This is a genomic window from Dongia sp. P2_B8 (genome assembly GCF_056404715.1).
In genome coordinates this window covers 482,336-504,727 of sequence record NZ_JBFUDM010000003.1, presented here as the reverse complement: position 1 = coordinate 504,727, position 22,392 = coordinate 482,336, and the positions used below count along the sequence as shown (strand labels likewise).

18 protein-coding genes are annotated in these 22,392 nt (G+C 62.9%); 10 read left to right on the top strand and 8 right to left on the bottom strand.

Annotated features, from left to right (window positions below):
• The first annotated feature begins 1 nt into the window (after position 1).
• The 7 genes from AC1DWZ_RS09945 (at position 2) to AC1DWZ_RS09915 (ending at position 8,616) form a co-directional block, all read left to right on the top strand.
• On the top strand, positions 2-1,792 hold the full coding sequence (locus AC1DWZ_RS09945) for an ABC transporter transmembrane domain-containing protein (protein WP_477168728.1): 1,791 nt from the start codon (positions 2-4) through the stop codon (positions 1,790-1,792).
• A 5-nt stretch (positions 1,793-1,797) separates the two neighbouring features.
• A complete protein-coding gene (locus AC1DWZ_RS09940; RefSeq protein ID WP_477168727.1) occupies positions 1,798-2,733 on the top strand; it encodes a carbohydrate kinase family protein in 936 nt (311 codons plus the stop codon).
• A complete protein-coding gene (locus AC1DWZ_RS09935; protein ID WP_477168726.1) occupies positions 2,730-3,641 on the top strand; it encodes a pseudouridine-5'-phosphate glycosidase in 912 nt (303 codons plus the stop codon). The genes AC1DWZ_RS09940 and AC1DWZ_RS09935 overlap by 4 nt, the downstream gene beginning before the upstream one ends.
• 347 nt (positions 3,642-3,988) lie before the next feature.
• Positions 3,989-5,215 carry an aromatic ring-hydroxylating oxygenase subunit alpha gene (locus AC1DWZ_RS09930; RefSeq protein WP_477168725.1) on the top strand — a complete coding sequence of 409 codons (1,227 nt, stop codon included), beginning with the start codon at positions 3,989-3,991 and terminating at the stop codon, positions 5,213-5,215.
• Positions 5,216-5,283: 68 nt separating this feature from the next.
• Complete coding sequence (betI, locus tag AC1DWZ_RS09925) at positions 5,284-5,925, top strand: transcriptional regulator BetI (protein WP_477168724.1); 642 nt, start codon at positions 5,284-5,286, stop codon at positions 5,923-5,925.
• Positions 5,926-5,955: 30 nt separating this feature from the next.
• Positions 5,956-7,143 (top strand): acyl-CoA dehydrogenase family protein, encoded by a 1,188-nt coding sequence (locus AC1DWZ_RS09920; RefSeq protein WP_477168723.1) that lies wholly within the window; start codon positions 5,956-5,958, stop codon positions 7,141-7,143.
• A 195-nt stretch (positions 7,144-7,338) separates the two neighbouring features.
• Positions 7,339-8,616 (top strand): MFS transporter, encoded by a 1,278-nt coding sequence (locus tag AC1DWZ_RS09915; RefSeq protein ID WP_477168722.1) that lies wholly within the window; start codon positions 7,339-7,341, stop codon positions 8,614-8,616.
• A 148-nt stretch (positions 8,617-8,764) separates the two neighbouring features.
• Here the strand turns inward: AC1DWZ_RS09915 and AC1DWZ_RS09910 are convergent, their stop codons facing one another.
• Positions 8,765-10,831, bottom strand: coding sequence for an oxidoreductase (locus AC1DWZ_RS09910; protein ID WP_477168721.1), 2,067 nt, complete (start codon positions 10,829-10,831; stop codon positions 8,765-8,767).
• Between the two features lie 142 nt (positions 10,832-10,973).
• Here AC1DWZ_RS09910 and AC1DWZ_RS09905 point away from each other — a divergent pair, with 142 nt between their 5' ends.
• Positions 10,974-12,449, top strand: a complete 1,476-nt coding sequence (locus AC1DWZ_RS09905) for a M81 family metallopeptidase (RefSeq protein WP_477168720.1) — start codon at positions 10,974-10,976, stop codon at positions 12,447-12,449.
• Between the two features lie 44 nt (positions 12,450-12,493).
• On the opposite strand, the gene AC1DWZ_RS09900 is transcribed toward AC1DWZ_RS09905, so the two are convergent.
• The 7 genes from AC1DWZ_RS09900 to AC1DWZ_RS09870 form a co-directional block, all read right to left on the bottom strand.
• Positions 12,494-13,417, bottom strand: coding sequence for a ribokinase (locus AC1DWZ_RS09900; protein WP_477168719.1), 924 nt, complete (start codon positions 13,415-13,417; stop codon positions 12,494-12,496).
• The gene (locus tag AC1DWZ_RS09895; protein WP_477168718.1) at positions 13,414-15,624 is read right to left on the bottom strand and encodes an MGH1-like glycoside hydrolase domain-containing protein; all 2,211 of its coding nucleotides are present in this window, start codon (positions 15,622-15,624) and stop codon (positions 13,414-13,416) included. Before AC1DWZ_RS09895 ends, AC1DWZ_RS09900 begins: the two co-directional genes overlap by 4 nt.
• Positions 15,621-16,211 carry a cysteine hydrolase family protein gene (locus tag AC1DWZ_RS09890; protein WP_477168717.1) on the bottom strand — a complete coding sequence of 197 codons (591 nt, stop codon included), beginning with the start codon at positions 16,209-16,211 and terminating at the stop codon, positions 15,621-15,623. Before AC1DWZ_RS09890 ends, AC1DWZ_RS09895 begins: the two co-directional genes overlap by 4 nt.
• Positions 16,208-17,281, bottom strand: a complete 1,074-nt coding sequence (locus AC1DWZ_RS09885) for an ABC transporter ATP-binding protein (RefSeq protein ID WP_477168716.1) — start codon at positions 17,279-17,281, stop codon at positions 16,208-16,210. The genes AC1DWZ_RS09890 and AC1DWZ_RS09885 overlap by 4 nt, the downstream gene beginning before the upstream one ends.
• Positions 17,274-18,089: an ABC transporter permease gene (locus AC1DWZ_RS09880; RefSeq protein ID WP_477168715.1), complete on the bottom strand. Its 816-nt coding sequence runs from the start codon at positions 18,087-18,089 to the stop codon at positions 17,274-17,276. Before AC1DWZ_RS09880 ends, AC1DWZ_RS09885 begins: the two co-directional genes overlap by 8 nt.
• Entirely contained in the window at positions 18,089-18,949 is an 861-nt protein-coding gene (locus tag AC1DWZ_RS09875) for an ABC transporter permease (RefSeq protein ID WP_477168714.1), read from the bottom strand. The genes AC1DWZ_RS09880 and AC1DWZ_RS09875 overlap by 1 nt, the downstream gene beginning before the upstream one ends.
• Before the next feature lie 74 nt (positions 18,950-19,023).
• The gene (locus tag AC1DWZ_RS09870) at positions 19,024-20,139 is read right to left on the bottom strand and encodes an ABC transporter substrate-binding protein (RefSeq protein ID WP_477168713.1); all 1,116 of its coding nucleotides are present in this window, start codon (positions 20,137-20,139) and stop codon (positions 19,024-19,026) included.
• Positions 20,140-20,445: 306 nt separating this feature from the next.
• Here AC1DWZ_RS09870 and AC1DWZ_RS09865 point away from each other — a divergent pair, with 306 nt between their 5' ends.
• Complete coding sequence (locus AC1DWZ_RS09865) at positions 20,446-21,687, top strand: aminotransferase class V-fold PLP-dependent enzyme (protein WP_477168712.1); 1,242 nt, start codon at positions 20,446-20,448, stop codon at positions 21,685-21,687.
• A gap of 31 nt (positions 21,688-21,718) precedes the next feature.
• The gene (locus AC1DWZ_RS09860) at positions 21,719-22,390 is read left to right on the top strand and encodes a Fe2+-dependent dioxygenase (protein ID WP_477168711.1); all 672 of its coding nucleotides are present in this window, start codon (positions 21,719-21,721) and stop codon (positions 22,388-22,390) included.
• Positions 22,391-22,392: the final 2 nt, after the last annotated feature.

The following is a 22,392-nucleotide window of genomic DNA, read 5'->3' as shown; positions in this document are numbered from 1 at the left end:
CATGGCGCGTGGTGCTCCCCTGCCCGACCGGCCGACCTCCCGCGAATTCCGGCGCTTGACCGACCTCCTGCGCTTTGTTGCCCCCTATCGCCTGCGCGTGGTGGGCGGGACGCTGGCCCTGCTGGTTTCAGCGAGCACGGTCTTGGCGCTGGGCAGCGGCATGCGCTATCTGGTCGATCGCGGCTTTGGCCTCGGCGATCCGCATATCCTTGACCAGACGGTCCTTGCCCTCTTCTGCGTCACCGTCATCATGGCGGTCAGCACCTATGCCCGCTTCTATTTCGTGACCTGGGTGGGCGAACGTGTGGTAGCCGACATCCGCACGGCGGTGTTCGACCATATCGTGAGCCTGTCGCCCGGTTTCTTCGAGGTGACGCGCACCGGCGAGGTGATCTCGCGCCTCACCACCGATACCACCTTGCTGCAGACCGTGGTCGGCTCCTCCGCCTCGATCGCACTTCGGAACACCATCATGATGGTGGGCGCCACGGTGATGCTGTTCATCACCAGCCCCAAGCTCACCGGGCTGGTGTTCCTGGTGGTGCCGTTCGTGGTAGCGCCGATCATCATCTATGGCCGCAAGGTGCGGGTACTCTCGCGCCTCTCCCAGGACAAGATTGCCGAAGTGTCGGCCGATGCCAGTGAATCGCTCTATGGCATCCGCACGGTGCAGGCCTTCGCCCATGAGGTCGAGGAGCGCAAGCGCTTCGGCGCGCGGGTCGAGGAATCCTTCGATGCGGCGACCGCCCGGGTACGCGCCCGTGCCTTCCTCACAGCGCTCGTCATCCTGTTGATCTTCGGGGCGATCAGTATTGTGTTGTGGATCGGCGGCGCCGACGTGCTGGCAGGCAGCATTTCAGCAGGCCAGCTCTCGGCCTTTGTCTTCTACGCCATCGTGGTGGCCGGTTCCTTGGGCGCCATCACGGAAGTGGTGGGTGATCTACAGCGGGCAGCCGGCGCCATGGAGCGGATCATCGAGCTTCTCAACACCAAGCCGATCATCACGGCGCCTGCCTTGCCGAAACATCTGCCGCAGCCCCTCACCGGCCGCATCAAATTCGACCATGTCACCTTCTATTACCCATCGCGGCCGGAGACGAAGGCGCTCGACGATTTCAACCTGGAGATCGCGCCGGGCGAAACGGTCGCCATCGTCGGCCCGTCGGGTGCCGGCAAGACCACGGTCATGCAGCTGCTGATGCGCTTCTATGATGCCGACCAGGGCGGTATTTCCGTCGACGGCATCGACATCCGCGACGTGGTGCCGGAAACCTTGCGTGGAACCATGGGGCTGGTGCCGCAGGACCCGGTGATCTTCTCCTCAAGTGCCGCCGAGAATATCCGTTACGGCAAGCCCGATGCCGACGATGCCGCTATCCGCAAGGCCGCCGACGCCGCTCATGCCACGGAATTCCTCGACCGGCTGCCACAGGGGATCGACACGCATCTCGGCGAGCGCGGTGTACGCCTGTCGGGCGGCCAGCGCCAGCGCATCGCCATCGCGCGGGCGGTCCTGCGCAACCCGGTGCTGCTGCTGCTGGATGAGGCAACCTCGGCCTTGGATGCCGAGAGCGAACAATTGGTGCAGGCAGCGCTCGACAAACTGATGGTCGGCCGCACCACGCTGGTGATCGCGCACCGCCTCGCGACGGTCCTCAAAGCCGACCGCATCGTGGTGCTCGACAAGGGCCGCATCGATGCCATCGGGACGCATGCCGAACTCATTCGCCAAGGCGGCCTCTATGCGCGCCTTGCCGAACTGCAATTCGACCAGCCGCAAGCCGCGGCTTAAGTTTCATGAGCATCATCGTCATCGGTGGCGCCAATCTTGATATCAAGAGCGTCATCCAAGGCAAGACTGTGCCGGCGACCTCCAATCCCGGCAGCAGCTCGCTGAGCCTGGGCGGTGTCGGGCGCAACATCGCTGAGAATCTGGCGCGTCTCGGCGCTGACGTGGCATTGCTCTCCGTGGTCGGCGACGACGATGCCGGCGCACGGCTGATCGAGGGCTCGGCCGCCGCCGGCATCGATATGAGCCTCACCAGCCGCGCCAAGGGCAATACCGGCACCTATGCCGTCGTGATCGACCGCAAGGGCGAGATGGTGATCGGCGTTGCTGACATGCGCCTGGTCGATGGCATGACACCGCGCCTCATCGCACGGCATCGGAAACAGCTGGCGGCGGCAAGGCTGCTGGTGGCCGATTGCAATTTGAGCGCCGAGACTCTGGCGGAGATCGCGAAGATTGCCGCCATGGCCGGGATTCCGTTGATCATTGAGCCGGTCTCGGTGCCCAAGGCCAAGCGCCTGGCTGACCTGCTGCGCAGCGGTCTGCCCATCCACGCCGTGACGCCGAACCGCGATGAGCTGGCGGCGCTGGCGGGCTTTCCGGTCCGGACCGACGCAGCCTTGAAGCGCGCTGTCCGCTTGCTGCACCGGCGCGGTGTCCGGCATGTGCTGGTGGGGTTGGGGCCGTTGGGTTGCTATCTCTCCTCCGCGCATGACGACATCAATTTTGCCGTGCAGCTGCCGGCACCAGCGGGTGCCAAGGTGCGCGATGTCACCGGTGGCGGCGATGCCATGGTGGCTGGCTTCGCCCACGGCCTTGCCCGCGGCAAGAGTGCCGCGCAAGCTGCAAGGCTGGGCCAGGAACTCGCCGGCCGTGCCGTGCATTCATTGACCAGCGTCGCCATCACGGCACGTGCGGTCACGAAACAGAAGGAGCGGCCATGAACCAATATCTCGATATCGCCCCGGAAGTCGCTGCCGCCCTCACGGCCGGCGCGCCGGTGGTGGCGCTGGAATCGACCATCGTCGCCCATGGCATGCCCTACCCGCAGAATCTGGAAACGGCACGCATCGTCGAAGACATCGTGCGCGACGGCGGCGCCCTGCCGGCCACCATCGCCATCCTCGATGGGCGGCTGAAGGTCGGCCTGTCCCCGGCCGAACTGCAACGCGTGGCACAATCGCCGGACATGGTGAAGGCTAGCATCCGCGATATGCCCGTGCTGGTCGCCACCCGCGGCAACGGTGCCACGACGGTCGCCAGCACCATGCGCATCGCTGCCATGGCCGGCATCCAGCTATTCGTCACCGGTGGCATTGGTGGCGTGCACCGGGGTGCTGCCAAGAGCTTCGACATCTCCGCCGATCTTGAAGAGATGGCAGAGAGCAATGTGGCGGTGGTCTGCGCGGGGGCCAAATCGATCCTCGATATCGGCCTCACTCTTGAATATCTCGAAACCGCCGGTGTCCCGGTCATCACCATGGGCAGCGATATTTTCCCGGCCTTCTATTCGCGCGACAGCGGGCACAAATCGCCCTTTACCGCGGACACTGCCGGCGAGATTGCGGCCATCATCCGCACCAAATGGGAGCTCGGCCTCAAGGGCGGGCTGGTGATCGCCAATCCCGTCCCGATCGAGGACGAGATTCCCGCCGCCGAGATCGACCGCCAGATCCAGGGCGCGCTCATCGAAGCCGACACCACCGGCTATCGCGGCAAGAATTTGACGCCCTTCCTGCTGAAGCGTGTGGCAGCCCTCACCGAAGGCCGCTCGCTCACCACCAACATCGCCCTGGTGCGCAACAACGCACATCTGGGTGCCGCGATCGCGGTGGCGTTGGCGCAAGGGTGATATTCGTCGGTTAGGCCCTACCCCCCTCCCCGGCCCTCCCCCTCAAGGGGGGAGGGGGAAGATTCTCGAAACTCTCATCCGTCTCGTTGCAATCCTCTCCCCCCTTGAGGGGGAGAGTTAGAGAGGGGGGTGTCTTCAGCCCCCCAACCTTCGCCCTTCCCACTTAAATCCCGCCCCTGTCCCGGCCGCTTAGGACTCCCCGGCCAAGTCTTTGATTTTCTTCATTTTTGATTGAACCATCATTCAATATATTAACTCTATTAATATGAAATCATTGACTTTATTGATTATACATTGTAGAAATCATCTCATATAGACGCGGACAAATCGGGAGCGGGATGATGACCATGATGGACCAGATCAAGACGAAGGCGGTGCGGGACGAATTGCATGGCGGGTTGGCGGTGAGCTTGCCGGCCTGGGCCTACACCAGCACGGAGCTGGTCGACCTCGAATACGAGAACCTGATCCTGCCCAGCTGGCAGTTCGTCTGCCACATCAGCGAAGTGGCCAAGCCCGGCGACTATGCCACCCTGGACCTCAAGCGCGATTCGATCCTGGTCATGCGCGGCAAGGACGAGACCTTGCGCGCCTTCATGAATGTGTGCCGCCACCGGGCGGCGAAGCTCCTCGACGGCACCGGCAATTGCCGGGCGCGCATCACCTGCCCCTATCATGGCTGGAGCTATGACCTCTCCGGCGAACTCAAAGGCATCCCGGCCGAGAAGACCTTCCCCGGCGTCGAGAAGGACAAGCTTGGCCTGCGGGAGATCGAGATCGAGATCCTCTCCGGCCTGGTGTTCGCCCGCGTGGTGCCGGGCGGCCCGACCTTGCGCGAGACCTTCGGCGAGATGGCCGACATCATCGCCAGCTACCGGCTGGAGGAAATGGTTCCGGCCGGCAAGGCCTGGACCGAGACCTGGGACTGCAATTGGAAGATCGCGGTCGACAACAATCTCGAGAATTACCACATCACCATCGGCCATCCCGGCCTCAACCGGATGCTGGACAGCGACTTGACCGGCGTCATCAACGAGCATGGCGTTGCCTACAGCAAGAGCGTGCTGAAGGGCATTCCCTCGGCCAACCGGGCGGAGCGGATGTATCAGCACCTCGCCAAGGAGGCTTTCCTGGACCTGCCCGAAGAGGCGCGCAAGACCTGGACCTTCTTTTCGCTGGCACCCAATATCGGCCTCGACATCTATCCGGACAGCTTCGACATTTTCCAGATCCTGCCCATGACCGGCCAGACCTGCGTCATGCGCTATCCGATCTATGTCCGGCCCGTGAGTGCCGAAGCCACCCGGGAGGCCAAAGCCATGCAATGGTTGAATGCCCGCATCAACCGCCAGGTGGGTGCCGAGGACCGGGAACTCTGCGAGCGGGTCCAGCTCGGCATGAGCTCACACGGCTATGAGCCGGGGCCGCTTTCCAATTACGAGCATGCGGTGGTAGATTTCCACGACCGGATTCGGGCAGCCTGCCCCATCGTGAATGAGGTGCAGGCGCCGGCGGCCGGGACATTGCGGCGGCGCAATGACGCTTTGCTGGGCGAAAGCCGGTCGGCGGCCTGACACTTGGGGGCCCCGACATGGCTGTGATCCGCTGGCCGGTTCTGCCGCCCGAAAGGGAAATACCTGGCATGAGCCGCGAATTGGCCAAGGAGGCCCGGCGCCGGCAGCTCATTGAGGCGACGATCGACGGGATTGCCCGCAAGGGCTTTACCGAGCTGAAGATCGCTGACGTCGCCGCAGAGGCAGGGCTTTCCGTCGGCATCGTCAATTTCTACTTCAAGAGCAAGGACGCGCTGCTCATCGCGACGTTCAAGCATCTGGTCGAGGATTACGAGCAGCATATGCAGAGCGTGCTGGCCAAGGCCGGGAAATCGGCCGCCGCCCAGCTCGACGCCATGATCGAAGCCGATTTTGCCCGGACGCATGCCAACCGGAAGCAGGTCACCGTCTGGTATGCCTTCTGGGGCGAGACGCGCTGGCGCCCGGAATTCCTGAAACTCTGCGCCGACCTTTCGACCGCCTTCCAGAAAAGTACCACCGAGACCTTCCAGGCCCTCATTGACGAGGGTGGCTATCAGGGGCTTGACGCCGGCCTCATCGCCCGCGGCTTCAACGCCATGATCGACGGGCTGTGGCTCGACATGCTGCTCAATCCCAAGCAGACCGACCGCGACACGGCCCGGGCCAGCGTCCGCGCCTTTCTGGGCGGGCTGTTCCCCAAGGAATTCGGCGGCAAGGTGGCGGCTGCCAACGGCAACGCCGCGGCCTGACCCTCCCTCTTTCCAACCGGAGCTTTCGTCATGACCATCCCCTTGCCGCCCCGTGCCCGCGAGATCAAGGCGCGCGTGCGCGCCTTTGTCGAAGCCGAGCTCATCCCCTGGGAAGAGCATGCCGAGATGCATGAGGGGCTAGTGCCAGACGACATCTGGACGCGCATGAAAACCAAGGCCAAAGAAGCCGGCCTCGACAATATGGACATGCCGGAATCCATGGGGGGCCGCGGCTATTCCAAGCTGGAGCAGGCGGTGGCGCAGGAGGAGACCGGCCGCGCCACCAATGCGCTGGGCTGGTGCTCGAACAACCCGCAAGCCTGGATGCTCGAAGCCTGCTCCCCCTATCAGATCGAGACCTGGATCAAGCCGCTGATGACCGACGCGCGGCACGAATGCTACGCCATCACCGAGGCCGAGGCCGGCTCCGACGTCGATGCCATCCAGGCCACCGCCCAGTTTGTGAGCGGGGGCGACGGCGATCATTATGTGCTCAACGGCGAGAAGTGGCATGTGACCAGCGCTAATCTCGCCGACTTCATCTTCTTCCAGGCAAAGATCGCCGAGGGGCCGAAGAAGGGCGCCCATGCCCTCTTTTTCATCGACCAGGGAACGCCCGGTGTCGAACTGGTGCGGACGCCGGCCTATACCCATACCTACCGCGCACATCACCCGATCTATCGCTTCACCGATGTGCGGGTGCCGGTCGAAAATCGCATCGGCGCGGAAGGGGCCGGCATGGATTTCACCTATGCCTGGTTCCGCCATGAGCGCCTCATGATCGCCGCCCGCTGCTGTGGTGCCGCACAGCGGTTGATCGAGGAGGCGACGGCATTTGCACAGAAGCGCATCATCTTCGGCAAGCCTTTGGCCGAGCAGCAGGCGGTGCAGTTCATGCTGGCCGACAGCTTGACCGAATTGTTCGCGGCGCGTCTCATGACCTACGAAACTGCGCGATCCATCGACGAGGGTGCGGATTTGAAGACCGCCCATGCGCAATGCGCCATGGCAAAGCTCTATGCCAGCGAGATGGCCGGCCGCGTCGCCGATCGCGCCGTCCAGATTTTCGGCGGCCGCGGCTATATGCGCGAAAACGTCGCCGAACGCTTCTTCCGAGAACTCCGCGTCGACCGCATCTGGGAAGGGGCCAGCGAAATCCAGCGCGCGATCATCGCCAACGGGCTGTTGAAGCGCGGCGCGAGGGCGCTGGTCGATTAGAAATCTTATCCCTCCCCCTAAAGGGGGATGTTAGGTGGGGGCATGGGCGGCAATTGCCGCAAAACGAAACTGGCATCGCCCCCCACCCCGGCCCTCCCCCTAAAGGGAGAGGGGGAAGATATAGCCAAACCACCCACCGACGCACTACAGTCCGCCGGGGTCCAATCCGCGGAAAGCGGGCAGTCGGGGGTTTTGATGTTTCAGGCGATCTGGCGCACCACACAGCCGGTCCTGCCCGTGCTCATCGGCATTACGCTGATCGAGCTGGCCTTGGGCGTACTGATGCCGCTCATCGGCATCCAGCTGGCGCGCTGGGGTGTTTCCACCATCATCGTCGGTGTCGCGGCCTCGGCCTATTTTGTGGGCTTCCTCGCCGGCACGCTGGTGTGCCAGCGTATCATCCGGCGCGTTGGCCATATCCGCGCCTTCGGCGTCTTCGTGGTGCTGGCGGCGGATGCCACGGTGCTGCATCTCGTCATCCAGGACGCCTATTTCTGGATCGCCTTGCGGGCCATCGCCGGCTTTTCCCTGGCCGGCGGCTTCGTGGTGATCGAATCCTGGCTAAACGACAAATCGACCGACGAGACCCGGAGCCGTATCTTTGCGATCTACACGGCAGTGAGCTGGGGTGCCTCGGGCGTCTCACCACTGCTGCTCAATGTCGACGACCCCACCGGCATCCTGCTCTTTGCGCTCTGCACCTTGTGCCTGGCCAGCGCCATGATCCCATTGGGCCTCACCAAGATCGGCAATCCGATCATCAGTGAACACACACATCTTTCCATCCGGCGCCTGTTCAAGATTTCACCGCTGGGTGTTGTCTGCTGTTTTGGTGCCGGTTTCCTCAACGGCGCGCTCTACGGCCTGCTGCCGGCCTATATCGACGCCATGGCGATGGGTGAGCGGGAGCTCTCCTTTCTCATTTCGATCGGCACCATCGCCGTGCTGATCGCACAGTTCCCGATCGGCCATGCGGCGGATGTCTATGGTCGTCGGCCGATCATCATCGGCACGGTCACGGCCTCGGCGCTGCTGTGCCTGATCATCTACGCGACGCCGGAACTCCCCTACATGTTCCTGCTGGCGCTTTTCTTTTTGCTCTCGGCCTTCCAGTCGCCGCTTTATGCGCTGGGGATCGGCCAGACCAGCGACTATATCGCCAGGAAGGATTTCGTCGCAGCCTCGAGCGGCCTGCTGTTCGCCTGGGGTCTTGGCGCCTCGATCGGCCCCTCGCTCGCCGGCCTTGCCATGAACGAGCTGGAGCCGCGCGCCTTGTTCCTGTTCGTGGGATGCGGCTATGCCCTCATCTTCGCCTTCGCCCTCTACCGCGTGTGCCGCCGCAAAGCGAAGACACCACAGGAGCAGGGCAATTACGTCGCCGTCCCCGCCGTCCAGGGTGCCTACGGTGCGCCGGAACTTGATCCCCGCGGCGAACACATGCCGCATGTGGGCGTGAGGGCGATGCCGGATTAGAGGCGAGCGAGGGGTCCCCCTCACCCCAACCCCTCTCCCGCGAGGGGAGAGGGGCTATTCCACGCGGCACCTCTGAGATCGTTTACTTAAGCCGACAGATCTCATCCCCTCTCCCCTTGCGGGAGAGGGTCAGGGTGAGGGGGCTCTATCAGCTTGTCGTCATCAGCGGCAGCGGTCTCCGGAATTTCACTTCGCCGACATCATTGGTATCCAGTTCGCGGGCGTAGCGGTGGCCGGCATAGACGGCGTAGGCGATGAGGCCTGGTGCCAGGCAGTCGCCGATGCGGGTGACGGATTTGATGCCGGCATCCTTCAACGCCGCCTCATCCGACATGAGATCGTGATAGAGCGCTTCTTCCGGCAGGCGTGCGGTCACCGGCACGACGGCATCGAGGGCGATGTGGAGCGGCTCTTCACCATAGGCGGAGGCGAGTTCGGCCACTCCCTCGCGCACGGCCACGAGGTCATGGGCGGTGATCACCTTGACGCCAAGGGCGCGCAGCCGCTTGTTGATGAACAAGACTTCCAGCGTGTTGATGGTCCAGCTCGACGCCGTGTCACCCGGCGTCACATAGACGACATCGAGCCCCGCCTTGACCAGGCGTTCGGCCAGCACACCGGCCAGATAGAACATGTCATCGTCATAGATGAGGACCGTGCCGGCGGGCGGCAGGCGGCCGGCCATGATGTCGTCCGGCGAGAAGACATTGGCATCGTCGAGACCGGGAATCATGAAGGCGTGAGAGCGCCCCACCCCGTCCTTGCGCCAATGGCAGCCGGTCGCCAGCACCACCCGCTCGAAGCCCTGCTCCAGGATGTTGGCAGCACTCATGCGACTGTCGAGATATGTCTCGACATTGCTCATCTTGGCAATCTGTCCCAGGCGATAGTCGCGCACACGACCCCAGGCCGATAAACCAGGCAGGCGCGATTCCGAATTCACGCGGCCGCCAAGTTCGGTCGAGGCCTCCGCCAGCGCCACCTCATAGCCGCGCAGACCCAGGGCGCGCGCGGCTTCCAGACCGGCCGGGCCGCCGCCCACGATCAGGACGCGGTCGGATGAGGCTTTCACCGGCATGATTTCCGGATGCCAGCCCTTGCGCCATTCCTCGCCCATGGTCGGGTTCTGCGTACAGCGGATCGGCGTGATCGTGTAATCGCCGGAAACGCAGATGTTGCAGCCGATGCATTCGCGGATGTCGTCGAGGCGACCTTCCTCGATCTTCTTCGGGAGATAGGGGTCTGCGATCGAGGGCCTGGCGGCGCCGATCATGTCGAGGACACCCTTCTTGATCAGCGAGACCATGCGGTCTGGCGACGTATAGCGGCCGACACCCACCACTGGCTTGGTGGTGAGCGATTTCACGAAGGCGGTGAAGGGTTCCTGGAAGCCTTCCTCGGAAAAGCGCGAGGTCTGGGAATCGTATTTCCAGCTGGAAAGATTGACGTCCCAGAGGTCGGGATGTTCCGCCAGCATGGCAACGATCTCGGGCGCTTCGCCGTCTGCGCTGATACCGTCCGCACCCATCATCTCGTCGACCGCAAAACGCACGGCAACGGCGCAGCGATCGCCCACCGCGGATTTCGCCTCCTCAATGAGCTCGCGGAACAGGCGCACGCGGTTCTCGAGCGAGCCGCCATATTCGTCGGTGCGCTGGTTCCGGCGTTTCTGCATGAAGTGCATCGGCAGAGAAAGATCATGCCCCGCATAGACATAGACGATATCGAAACCAGCCTTCTTCGCGCGAACGGCCGCTTCGCGGTGCCAGCGGCGATAGTTGCGGATGTCCTCGCGGTCCATGGCACGGGCCTGGAACGGGTAATAGCTGGTCGGCTGATGGATCGGTCCCATCGGCACTTCACGGCTGTAGAGGTTGGAGGCGGACGGGCCGTTATGAACCAGTTCCACCGCCGCCAGCGAACCGTGGCGATGGACGGCCTCGGTCATCATCGAAAGATAGGGGATGTCGTGATCGTCCCAGATGCGCGCCTCGACATAGGGGGTGACGTCGCCGGAGGGATGGATTTCACATTCCTCGGTCGCCACCACTGCCCAGCCGCCTTCCGCCTTCATGCCCCGCATGGCGGCATGGCCTTGGGGATGCTGGTGGCCCATGCCGTTGCAATGCGGCACCTGGAAGAAGCGGTTGCGGGCGGTCACCGGCCCGATCTTCACCGGTTCGAACAGGATGTCGTAACGTGGGTCGCGGGCCATAATCTTTCCCCATTACCTAATACTTGGGCCTAGAACGTGGGTATGCGGGTCGCGCCGGGACTGTAGACGCGGTGGCGAGATGGACGCAAGCCGCAGCCTGGGCTATTTTTTGCACCAGATCTGCTGACAATAGCCGGTGGCAATGACAAAAAAATTGGCGGTGGCGCGGCTGTGGTATGAGGGCAATTCCTTTTCGCCCCTCACGACCGATCTCGATACTTTCCAGGCGCGGGAATGGGCGGAAGGTGCTGACGCCATCAAGCTCTACCGCGACACGGCAACCGAGATTGGTGCCGCCGTCGCCTTTGCCGACAGTCACCCCGATTGGGAGGTGACGTTCCTGCGCTGCGCCGCGGCACCGCCGGGCGGGCCGGTCACCGACACGGCCTTTGCCACCATCCGCGGCGAGATCCTTGATGGGCTGCAGCGGCAAAAATGGGACGCGGTATACCTGTCGCTGCACGGCGCCATGGTGACCTGCGGCAACCCGACGCCGGAACTTGAACTGCTGGAAGATGTGCGGGCGCTCATTGGCAAGACACCGCTTGCGGCCAGTTTCGATCTCCATGCCAACCTGGGTGCGGCGATGATCGAGCTCGTCGACGTCGCCACCGGCTACAAGACCTATCCGCATATCGACATGGACCAGACGGCCGCAAGGGCACTGGAACTGCTGACCGGGATGGCCGAGGGAAAAGTGAAGCCGGTGGGGGCGATTGCCAAGGTGCCGGCGATCTATACCAGCTTCAACATGCGCACGACCGACGGGCCGATGGCGGAGATGGCCAAGCTCGCCGCCGACTGGCGCGCGGAACCCGGCATTCTGGAAGCCGCCATCTTCGGTGGCTTCGCCTATGGCGACTCACCCTTTGCCGGCCCCACCGCCATGGTGTTCGCCGATGGCGACCGGATGCTGGCGCAACGCGCGGCAAAGGCGCTGGCCAGCGAAATGGCAGCACGGCAGGCGCGCTTTCAATCGCGGCCACCCTCGCCCGCCGATGCCATTGCCCTCGCCTTGGCGACACAAGGCGACAAGCCAGCGGCGATCACCGATCCTGCCGACAATCCCCTTTCGGGGGGCATCGGTGATACCACGGCCTTGTTCCGGGCACTCCTTGATGAGAAGCCCGATGTGCCTTGCGTGTTCGGCTTCTTCTGGGACCCGGATCTGGTCGAACGCGCGCGCAAGGCCGGTATCGGCGCCATGATGGATGTCTCTTTCGGCGGGCGTGTCAGCCCGCATTTCGGCAAGCCGGTGCGGATCGGCGCCAAAGTGCTGGGTCTGACCGACGGCAAGTTCCGCAATGTCGGCCCGTATGAAAACAATCTCACCGTCGACGTCGGTAATACGGCCCTGTTCGAGGCCGAGGGCATAAAGGTGATCGTCACCTCATCCTGCCAGACACCCAACGATCCGGCCTACTTCACGTTGCACGGCATCGACCTTGCCAAGGTCGGGCTGCTGTGCGTGAAGGCAAAGAACCATTTCCGCGCCGGCTTCACGCCGCTCACCCGCGCCATCATCGAATGCGATGCGCCTGGCCCCGCGGGCGTGACACTCGATCACTATGATTTCCGGTATGCGCCGAAGACACTGTATCCGCTGAGTTTGCGGTAGCGCTCTTTTAACGTCATGCCCGGGCTTGACGCAGTTTAGAATGGTCAGACCTTCTGCACCGCCGGCAAATCCGCGAGCCGGCTTTCGATCGCTGCCAGTAACGGCAGGCTTGGTTGCGCGCCAGGTTTCAGGCAGGCGAGCGCACCACCCACCGCGGCGTAGCGCAGGGCATCGGCAAGATCGTGACCGCGGTCGGTGGCGGCAGCGAAGCCACCGACGAAGGAATCGCCGGCACCGACCGTGTCCACCGGCTGGATAGCCAAGGCGCCGACCGCTACACCACCGCCTTCTCCGAGATAGGCCGCAGCACCGGCTGCACCCAGGGTCACGATGACGGTTGCTCCATGGGCCTTGGCAATAGACTGGGCCGCTGCCCGTGCGTCGTCCGTCTTGTGGCCGAGACCGGTTGCGATCTGCTTGGCTTCGTTCTCATTGACGATCAGCCAATCAAGGAGCTTCAGCACATCGGCTGGAATGGGAGCTGCGGGCGCTGCATTGAGGAGGATGCGCGCGCCCTTTTCCTTGGCGCGGCGGATAAGCGACCAGTTTTCAGTAAGCGGCACTTCCATCTGCAGCACAAGGAGCGTCTTTGGCCCCAGCAGCGCGTCCGGAAATTGCGAAGCCTTGGTCTGGCGGTTGGCACCGGACGCCACCACGACATGGTTTTCGCCGAGCTTGTCAACACAGATGGCGGCAAGGCCGGTGGGATCAGCGACGGTGGTGAGTGTCGAGAGATCGACCCCCGCCGCACGAAGATCGGTCAGAGCCGTCTCCGCCAGCGGATCGCCGCCGACGCAGCCGATCATCTTGACCTCGGCGCCAGCGCGCGCGGCGGCCAAGGCCTGGTTGCCACCCTTGCCGCCCGCCGTCAGCTGATAGCCGGGGCCGAGCACGGTTTCGCCAGGCAACGGCAGATGATCGACTGCGATCATCACATCGACGTTGAGCGAACCGAACACAACGATCATGAAATTCCCTCGATCACACAAAGTTGGCGCACGGTCGCAGGGGGCAACTCGATGACAGTCTCCCCACCGATCTGCCGCGCGGTCACGACACTGGCACCGTAACTGACACGGCCCACGGGACCCTTCAAGAAAATCCTGCCGCCGGCGATGGGCGGCTCAAAGGCAAGCCTGCCCGCCGCGATGTCGATATGCCGGAAGCGGCCGGCAATGTCGGTGGTAAAGACCTCGCGGTCCTTCACGGTGAGGGTAAGGCGCCCGTGCCGCGCCTGGATCAGGGTCTTGGCGCCGAAGGCGTTCAGTGGTCCCAGCTGCCAATTGCCTGGCTTATGAGTGAGTTCCCAGCCATGCCACGGGGTGACGTCGATGATCTCATTGACGGCGATGATGGGCATCAAGGCGCCCCAGCCGTAGAAAAGATCGGTATCCGGCTGGTCGTCGCCAAGGCCGGTCTCGGCGGAGAAATTCTCCGGGCATTGCCGGCGCGCCCAGGCTGCGTTGAATATCTCGCCGGAATCGGCAGCAAGCTCACCGGCCATATCGTCAAGCTCAGCCCGCTTCAGCCCCTGATAGGTGAGGTAGTTGAGCGGCGGCCAGACGCGGCCGCGCCAATAGACATTGTCGTGATAGCCAGGATCGTCACGGGTGATCGAGGGCAGGCGCCATTTGCCGCCGAACTTCCTGGGGTCGTTGAGTGCTGCGCAGATACCTTTCTCCTGGCGCGCATCGGCGGCGTCCGCCAGCAGCGGATAGCAGCTGGTGGGTGCGAGGCTGCGTACGAAATCGCCGGACCAGCGGCGGTTGGCGAAGATCTGGCGGCTGTCGTCCCACAATTCGGCGCCGATGCGGGCCCGCAGCGCATTGGCGCGCGTAAGCAGCCGGTCGGCGGTCGCCTGGTCGCCCAGGGATTTCGCCCAGGACGACAGCACTTCGGCATCCACCACCAGGATGGAATTGAGGCCGACATCGGCAGCGTCCAGGCAACCGGTCGCGGGATCGAAGATCGTGTCATCATGGAGCGGCGAATTGTCCATGGTGGATTCGTTCTTGGCGCCGAGCTTGGTACCCTTGTAGAGCCCGTCGCCGACACTGGCGGAGGTGCCCCAGCCCATCAGTCCCTGCTTCTTGCCATCGCGATGGCTGAACCACCAATCATGATTCTTCAGCAGCTTCTTGTAGCCGAGTTCGATGAGATCGTCGGCGCCGGTATGCTGCCAGATCTTCCACAGCACGAGCGAGCAGACCGGCAATTGCGAACGGTCGATCCAGCTGTCGCGACCGGTGAGCAGGCAGGCAAGGTTGCCCTCCGGCGTTTCGCGGTCGAGGACGGCGCGGATGTTCTCGCGTGCCATGTCGGTGTTGAGCAGGCTGGAGGCCAGCGCGTGATAGAAGATATCGTCGAGCCACAGGCCGAAGCCGCCGAACTTCTGGGCGACCCAGGTGCGGCTGAGGCTCATATAGGGCCAGTCATTGATGAAATCATGGACTGAGTTCCAGCCCACGATGTCGCGGATGGCATCGAGCGGCTGGGCTTGCGGCAGATCGCCGGGTTCCGGGGCAGCGAGTGCTGCCCCGGCGCGGGCCAGGGCATCCGCCTCTGTCGCCGCAACGCCGACGGCAAAGCGCATCTTGGGCGTTTCGTCGAGATTGTAGCGCAGCGCCGGGATGCGGCCCTTCGTACCGCGGGAGCCGAGGAAGAAATAGCCTTCCCGTTCGAACTCATCAGCGAGAGCCTGGCGGCTGTCGTGGAAGGTCGCCATCAAGGGGATGGCATCGCCCACCACAGCCACGTGCTGGCCATCGATCACGCTGGTGAGCACACCGGTCGCGGGATCGAAGCGCCATGAAATGTCGTCACGGCCAACGACTGTAAAGACCGGCATGATCCAGAAGCGGAGGCCCCACTCGCCATAATCGGTGGCAACCCACGCGCCACGCACGGCGCCTTCCACGGGCTGGTCCCAGCGCCAATCAAAACCCGTGCCGGCATGGCGTGCGCTGAAGCCGATCTGCGATCCGGTCACATCGCGCGGACCGTAGGTGAGCTGGCCCTTTGCTGCCGGAAAATCGGTGAAGCTGTTCTTGGCCCCGGAATAAGCCGCCACCGTGACGGTGAGGCCCAGGGGCAGGTGCATCATCTGTGCCGGATATTCGCTCTGCCAGCTGTTCCAGTGCCGTGCGGGCGCGAGCGCCGGATAGGACCCGCTCACGGCCATTGCTCCAGGATCGTCGCCACATCGGCGGTGAAGACCTGGGACTTCAGCCGGCGCGGGATCACGTCCATGATCTGCTTGTGGCCGTCCACATCGCTGCTGGTCAGCGCGTCTTCCGGCATCACCACGAAATAGCCGCGATCGACCGCCTCCAGCAGTGTCGCGAGGACGCAGACATCGGTCTCGATGCCGGACAGCACCAGCGTGTCGGCCTGACGTTCTTTCAGGGCCGCGACGAAGGCCGGGTTGTGAAAGGCGGAATAAGTCGGCTTGTCGAAGACAGCGTCAGACCTTGCCACCAACGGCAGCAGCGAGGGCAGAATATCCATCTGCGCACCGGCCTCGAGTGTTGCACCCGGCCACAGGCGATAGAGCGCCGCCCAGGATCCTTCCGCCTGCTCGGCCGAATGGGCCGAGATGAAGCGGGTCCACAGCGTTTGCGCCGGTTTGGCTGCGGCCAGTCTGGCAATTGCCGGCACGATGGCATGGATACCGGCAAAGCCCCATTGCGGGTTGCTGGCGAAGACTTCCTGCATATCGACGACGACGTGCTGGCTGCGATTGGTAAGCGGCAATTTGCTCAAGGTTTCACCACGACATTATCTGCAGCCGGCCATTCCAGGATGACGGCACTCTGTTCAGGCAAAGGCGCCCGGCTTTTATTCTGTTCGAAGACGATGACAGTCCGGTCGCCAACCGCCACCCGGTAGGTGAGGCTGGAGCCCGAGAAGATCGCCGCACTTACTTTGCCGAGAATTCGGTTTGGCTGGACCGTGGCAGCAGGTGGCGCCGGATCGATGCTGATCTTTTCCGGCCGCAAGGCAACCAGGACCGGATCGCCAGCAGCCAGACCGTCGGCCGGTGTCAGAATCTCCCCGCCCGTGTCCAAAGCCACGCGGGCGCCACCGGCGCTGATGCTCCCCACGCGGCCTTCGAGGAAGTTGGCCTCGCCTAAGAAGCCGGCGGCAAAGCGGTTGACCGGGCGTTCATAGACCGCACGTGGCCCACCTGCCTGCACGACCTGGCCTTTGTTGAAGATGGCAACGCGGTCGGAGAGCGTCAGCGCCTCTTCCTGGTCGTGCGTCACGAAGATGGTGGTGATGCCGATCTGGCGTTGGATGCGGCGGAGTTCGACCTGCATTTCCTGCCGCAAATGCTTATCAAGTGCACTTAGCGGTTCATCGAGTAGGAGCACCTGCGGCCGCGTCACCAAGGCACGCGCGAGGGCCACGCGCTGCTGCTGGCCACCGGACAATTGCCTGGGCCGGCGCTGCTCAAGGCCGGAGAGGCGCACGAGATCGAGGCTCTCGCCCACCCGCTGCTTGATCTCGGAGACCGGCACACCGCGCACATCGAGGCCAAAGGCGATGTTTTCCGCGACACTCATATGCGGGAACAGAGCATAATTCTGGAACACCATGCCGATATTGCGCTGGTGCACCGGGATACGCGAGATATCGGTACCATCAATGCGGATCTCGCCCTGGTCCAGCTCGATGAAACCGGCGATGGCGCGCAGCAAAGTGGTCTTGCCGGAGCCGGACGGCCCCAGCAGGCCGAAGAATTCGCCATCGGCGAAGGTCAGATCGACCCCGTCCAAGGCGGCGACAGTACCGTATCTTTTGACGGCGCCGATGACGGCAACTTCACTCATTACCCGACCTTTCCCCACCGAAGCGATAGAACCTGGCCACGATCAGCATCAAGCCCATCGACACCGCGATGATGATGGTCGAGATGGCGTTGATCTCCGGCGTGAAGCCCTTGCGGATCGAGGTATAGATCTCGACCGGCAAGGTGGTGACGCCAGGTGGGGCCAGGAAATATGAAATCACGAATTGATCGAACGAGACGGCAAAGGCAAAGAGCGATGCCGCCACGACACCGGGCGCCAGGATCGGCACAGAGACACGCCGGAACACCTGCCAGGGTGTCGCGCCCAAGGTGGCGGCCGCTTCTTCCAGCGCCTTCGGATAATCGTTGAGCCGGGCACCCACGACGAAGATGACATAGGGCAATGACAAGGCGACGTGGCCCAGCAGGATTGCGTGCAGGCCCCGTGCGATGCCGGGATAGCCGATCGCCCGGCCGATCCAGAAGAAGAACACCAGCATCGCCGTGCCGATCACCAGCCATGGAATGGCAATGGGCGGAAAGAGCAGCGCCTGCATCATGGTCTTGCCGCGGAAGGTGTAGCGGCCGAACGCCACCGCCGCCATGGTGCCGAGCGAGGTTGCGATGACCGTATTGGCAAGGGCAATAAGAATGCTGTTGAGGCCGGCCTTCAGCAACCGGTCGTTCTCGGCCAGCGCCTTGAACCAGACCAGGTCGAATTCGAACGGCAGCGCATAAAGCGGCGATTTGTTGAAGGCAAGGAGCGCCATCACCAGGATCGGCAGATAGAGGAAGACCAGCACCAGGATGAGATAGAGGCGGATACCGCCGTCGAGCAGCTTCTTCATCAATTGCCTCCCTGCTTGCGGAGGATCGGATAGAGAATGCTAAAGATGACCAGCACGATCGCGAGCAGGATGAAGGAGAGCGCTGCCCCTAGCGGCCAGTTGGCGGTCACAGTGAATTGTTCCTCGATATTCATGCCGAGCGTCGCCCCCTTGGTGCCACCCAGGATGCGCGGTTCCATGAAGGAGCCGATCACCGGCACAAAGATAAGTGCCGCGCCCGAGACGATGCCGGGCAGGCTCAGCGGCAACACCACGCGGCGGAAGGTGGTGATTTTCGAGGCACCCAGCGACCTGCCTGCCTCAATGAGACTGTCGTCAATCGCCTGCAAAGCGATGTAGCAGGTGAGAATCATGTAGGGCAGGTAGGAATGGACCAGGCCGATGACGACGGCTGGATAGGTGAACAGAAGATCGACCGTGGGGGCGCCTGGAAAGACCGACTGCACGCCAAGATCGACGATGCCATTGGGCCGCAGCACCATGGTCCAGGAGAAGATGCGCACCAGTGCATTGGACCAGAAGGGCAAGACGATCAGCAGGAAGATCGCTTCACGCCAACGCCCCTTGACGCGCTTGGCCAGCGCATAGGCGGCGGGATAGCCGATCAGAAAGCAGAACAGCGTGACCCAGAAGCCAAGCTCGATCGACCAGCGGGTCAGCGACCAATAGAAAGGCTTGCCGAAAAACGCCCCATAATTGGCGAGGGTGAAGCTGGCGGGCTTGGGGACGAGCGGCGATTTATCGAGAAAGCTCAGCACCAGCATTGCAGCGATCGGCAAGAAGATCGTGCAGGCCAGCCACAGATAAGCGGGCCCAGTCAGGCTGAGAATGGCCCAGCGCGTGCGCGTCGTCGGTGTCATGCAGAATCCCTCGAACGCGGACGCCGCCCAGCTTCAAAGCCGAGCGGCGCCCTTCGTTCATGCGCGAGCCGCGACTACTTTGCGAACTCGGTCTTCACTTCCGCCCAAAGGTCGGAATAGGCCTGGCGCTCTTCATCGGTGAGGGGGGCCATGAATTGCAGCCGCTTGATGGCCGCCTGGTCGGAATACAACGTCTTGTCGTCGCTCTCCGGCATGGCCGCCATTGCCGCATTGTTGGCCGACGCCGGCGCACCGATCTTCGTAGCCCATTCCACGTAGAAGGTCGGGTCGATCATGTAGTTGATGAACTTATGCGCACCCTCGGCATTCGGCGCGTCCTTGCCGATGGCAAGACCGTCGAACCAGCCTACTGCGCCCTCGTCCGGCACCACGAAACCGACCGGCAGCTTGAAGTTGTTCTTGCTGCGCAAGGCCGAGCCGCTCCAATAGATCGAGAGGTCAAATGCCTTGGCCTGGAACTGCTTGTTCCATTCGTCTTCCGACGACCACAGCAGAGCAAGGTTCGGCTTCAAGGCGAGCAGCTTTTCCTTCACCTTGGCCAAATCCTTGGGATGGTTCATGTCCTGGCCGGTGGCGATGGCGGCAAAGCTCACCGCTTCGATCGCGTCGTCGCGGAACGAGACGCGCTTGGCGTTCTTGGCATCCCACAGGGCTTCGACCGATTTCGGCGCATCCTTGAACACCTCGGTCGAATAGGCGACGGCGGTGATGCCCCAGACCCAAGAGACACCGTAGACTTTGCCGTCGGCGCTGAGCAGGTCCGAGTCACGGAAGGAGGGGTTGAGGTCGCCATAGTGGCCGATCTGGGCAGTGTCGATCGGCTGGATGACCCCCAGCTCAGAGGCCCGGTCGTTCCAGGCGGAATTGGTGACGATGACGTCATAGACGCCGGGATTGGTCTGCAGCTTGGTGATCATCTCCGATTCGGAGTTGTAATATTCATGGACCACATCGAGGCCGGTCGCCTTCTTGAAGGCTTCAAGCGCCCATTTCTCGTCCGTGCCGTAACCCTGCCAGTTGAGAACCTTGACCTCGGTGCTGGCCTGCGCCCGGCGGCTGATGAAGGGTGTCAAACCCATCCCGACGCCGAGTGCCGACGCACCTGCAACAAAATGGCGCCGCGACACGTTGCCGAAGCTGCCCTTACCGCCACCCGTCTTCCCAGTCATTTTCTTCCTCCTCCAGTGGCACACGGAGCGGTGCCATCAGCATCGAGCAAAACATGGATTATGGTCACATTCAAGCAAAGATCATTTGCATGCAAACAATCTTCCCATCACCTGTGGGTGATGGGGCTATGGTCCGCAAATCCTGACCAATAGTATAAAATAAGCTCTCACCATCCCCGGGTCATCCCTGGGCCCACCCTTGAGCCAAAAATGGCCGGGGATCCACTTTCACAGCTGATAGAGTGGATCCTCGGGTCAAGCCCGAGGATGACAGACAAAACGGAAAACAGGCGTAGATTTAGGAACATGTCGAGCCCGCTACCCATTCTCAAAGCAACGCCTGGCGACGAGGCCTTGGTCCCGCGCGACATGTTTCCGGTGCTGAAAAACCACCCGGACCTGGTCTATCTCGATAGTGCCGCGAGCGCCCAGAAGCCGGCTTCCGTCATCGACCGGTTGGTCCGCTTCTATAGCGACGAATATGCCAACATCCATCGCGGCCTCTATCCCTTGAGCGAGGGGGCGAGCGAGGCCTATGACCAGGCCCGCGCGCGGGTGGCCAAGTTCCTCGGCGCCGACAAGGACGAGATCATCTTCACGCACAACGCCACCGAGGGCATCAATCTGGTGGCCCATGCCTATGGCGACAATAATCTGCGGCCCGGCGACCTCATCCTCATCTCGCTGCTGGAGCATCACGCCAACATCGTGCCCTGGCAATTGCTCAAAGACCGCAAGCGGTTGCGCCTCGCCGGCATTCCGATCGATGCCAAGGGCGACCTCGACCTCGCGCGCTTCGAGATGCTGCTGTCGCGCGAGCCGAAGCTGGTCTGTATCACGGCTGCCGCCAACACCATCGGCACCGTGACGCCTCTCAAAAAGATCATCAACATGGCACATCGCGCCGGCGCCCTGGTGATGGTGGATGCCGCCCAGGCAGCACCCCACTTCGCACTCGACGTCAAGGCGCTGGATTGCGACTTCCTTGTCGTGACCGGGCACAAGCTCTATGGCCCGGACGGGATCGGTGCACTTTATGTGAAAGCCGGTATCCTCGACCAGCTGCCGCCTTTCCTCGGCGGTGGTGGCATGATCCGGTCCGTGACCCTTGAGTTGACCGAATTTGCCGACGGGCCGCGACGTTTCGAGGCCGGGACGCCAGCCATCGGTGCCGCCATCGCTTTTGGCACCGCTCTCGATTTCATCGACGGGATCGGCTTTGCAGCGGTCGCCGCCCACGACGCCGCCCTCACCGCCTATGCCGGGGAGCGGTTGCCGGAAATTGCCGGCCTCAAGATCATCGGTGCGCCGGCAGAGCGCATTGGCATCATTTCCTTCACCCTTGATGGCCTGCACCCCCATGATATCGGTACTTTGCTGGGGGAAAGCGGGGTCTGCCTGCGCGCCGGGCATCATTGCGCTCAGCCTTTGATGGAGCATCTGGGTATCACGGGCACCGCCCGCATCTCGTTCGGCGTTCACAATACGCGTGGCGATATCGACCGGCTGGTTGACAGTCTCGGCCGGGTACGGCAGATGCTTCGGTGAGGTTACTGTCTGCCACAATGGAAGCCGCCGCATGATTGTCGTCATTCCCGATGTCCTGACCAAAGACGAGCAGCAGCAGTTGATCAAGCTTGCTGCCCTGTCGACCTTCGTCGACGGCAAGGAGACGGCCGGGCACCGCGCCAAGCTGGTCAAGAACAATGAGCAGGTGTCCAAGGATGCCGAGAACAAGAAGCAGTTGCAGGAAATCGTGGTGACCGCCCTGAACCGATCGCGGGACTTCCGCCGCGGCGCCGTCCCGCACCGCATCCGACCACCCCTGATCAGCCGCTACCGCCCCGGCATGACCTATGGCCCCCATGTCGACGATGCGTTGATGGGATCCGGCAACAAGGAACGCACCGACGTCTCGGTGACCGTGTTCATCAATGACGCCACCGAATATGAGGGTGGCGAGTTGGTGATCCACTCGCCTTATGGACCGCAGGAAGTGAAACTGCCGGCGCGCTATGCCGTGATCTATCCATCCGGCACGCTCCATGAGGTGGCCGAGGTTACCAAGGGCGAGCGGTTGGTCGCCGTCACCTGGGTGCAATCCTATATCCGCGATGAACGGCAGCGCCAGTTCCTGTCCGACGCCGCGGAAATCCGCGACAAGCTGCACACGCTCGATCCCAAGGCGCCGGAAACCGATACCGCCTTCCGGCTCTACACAAATCTCATGCGCATGTGGGCAGAGACCTAACG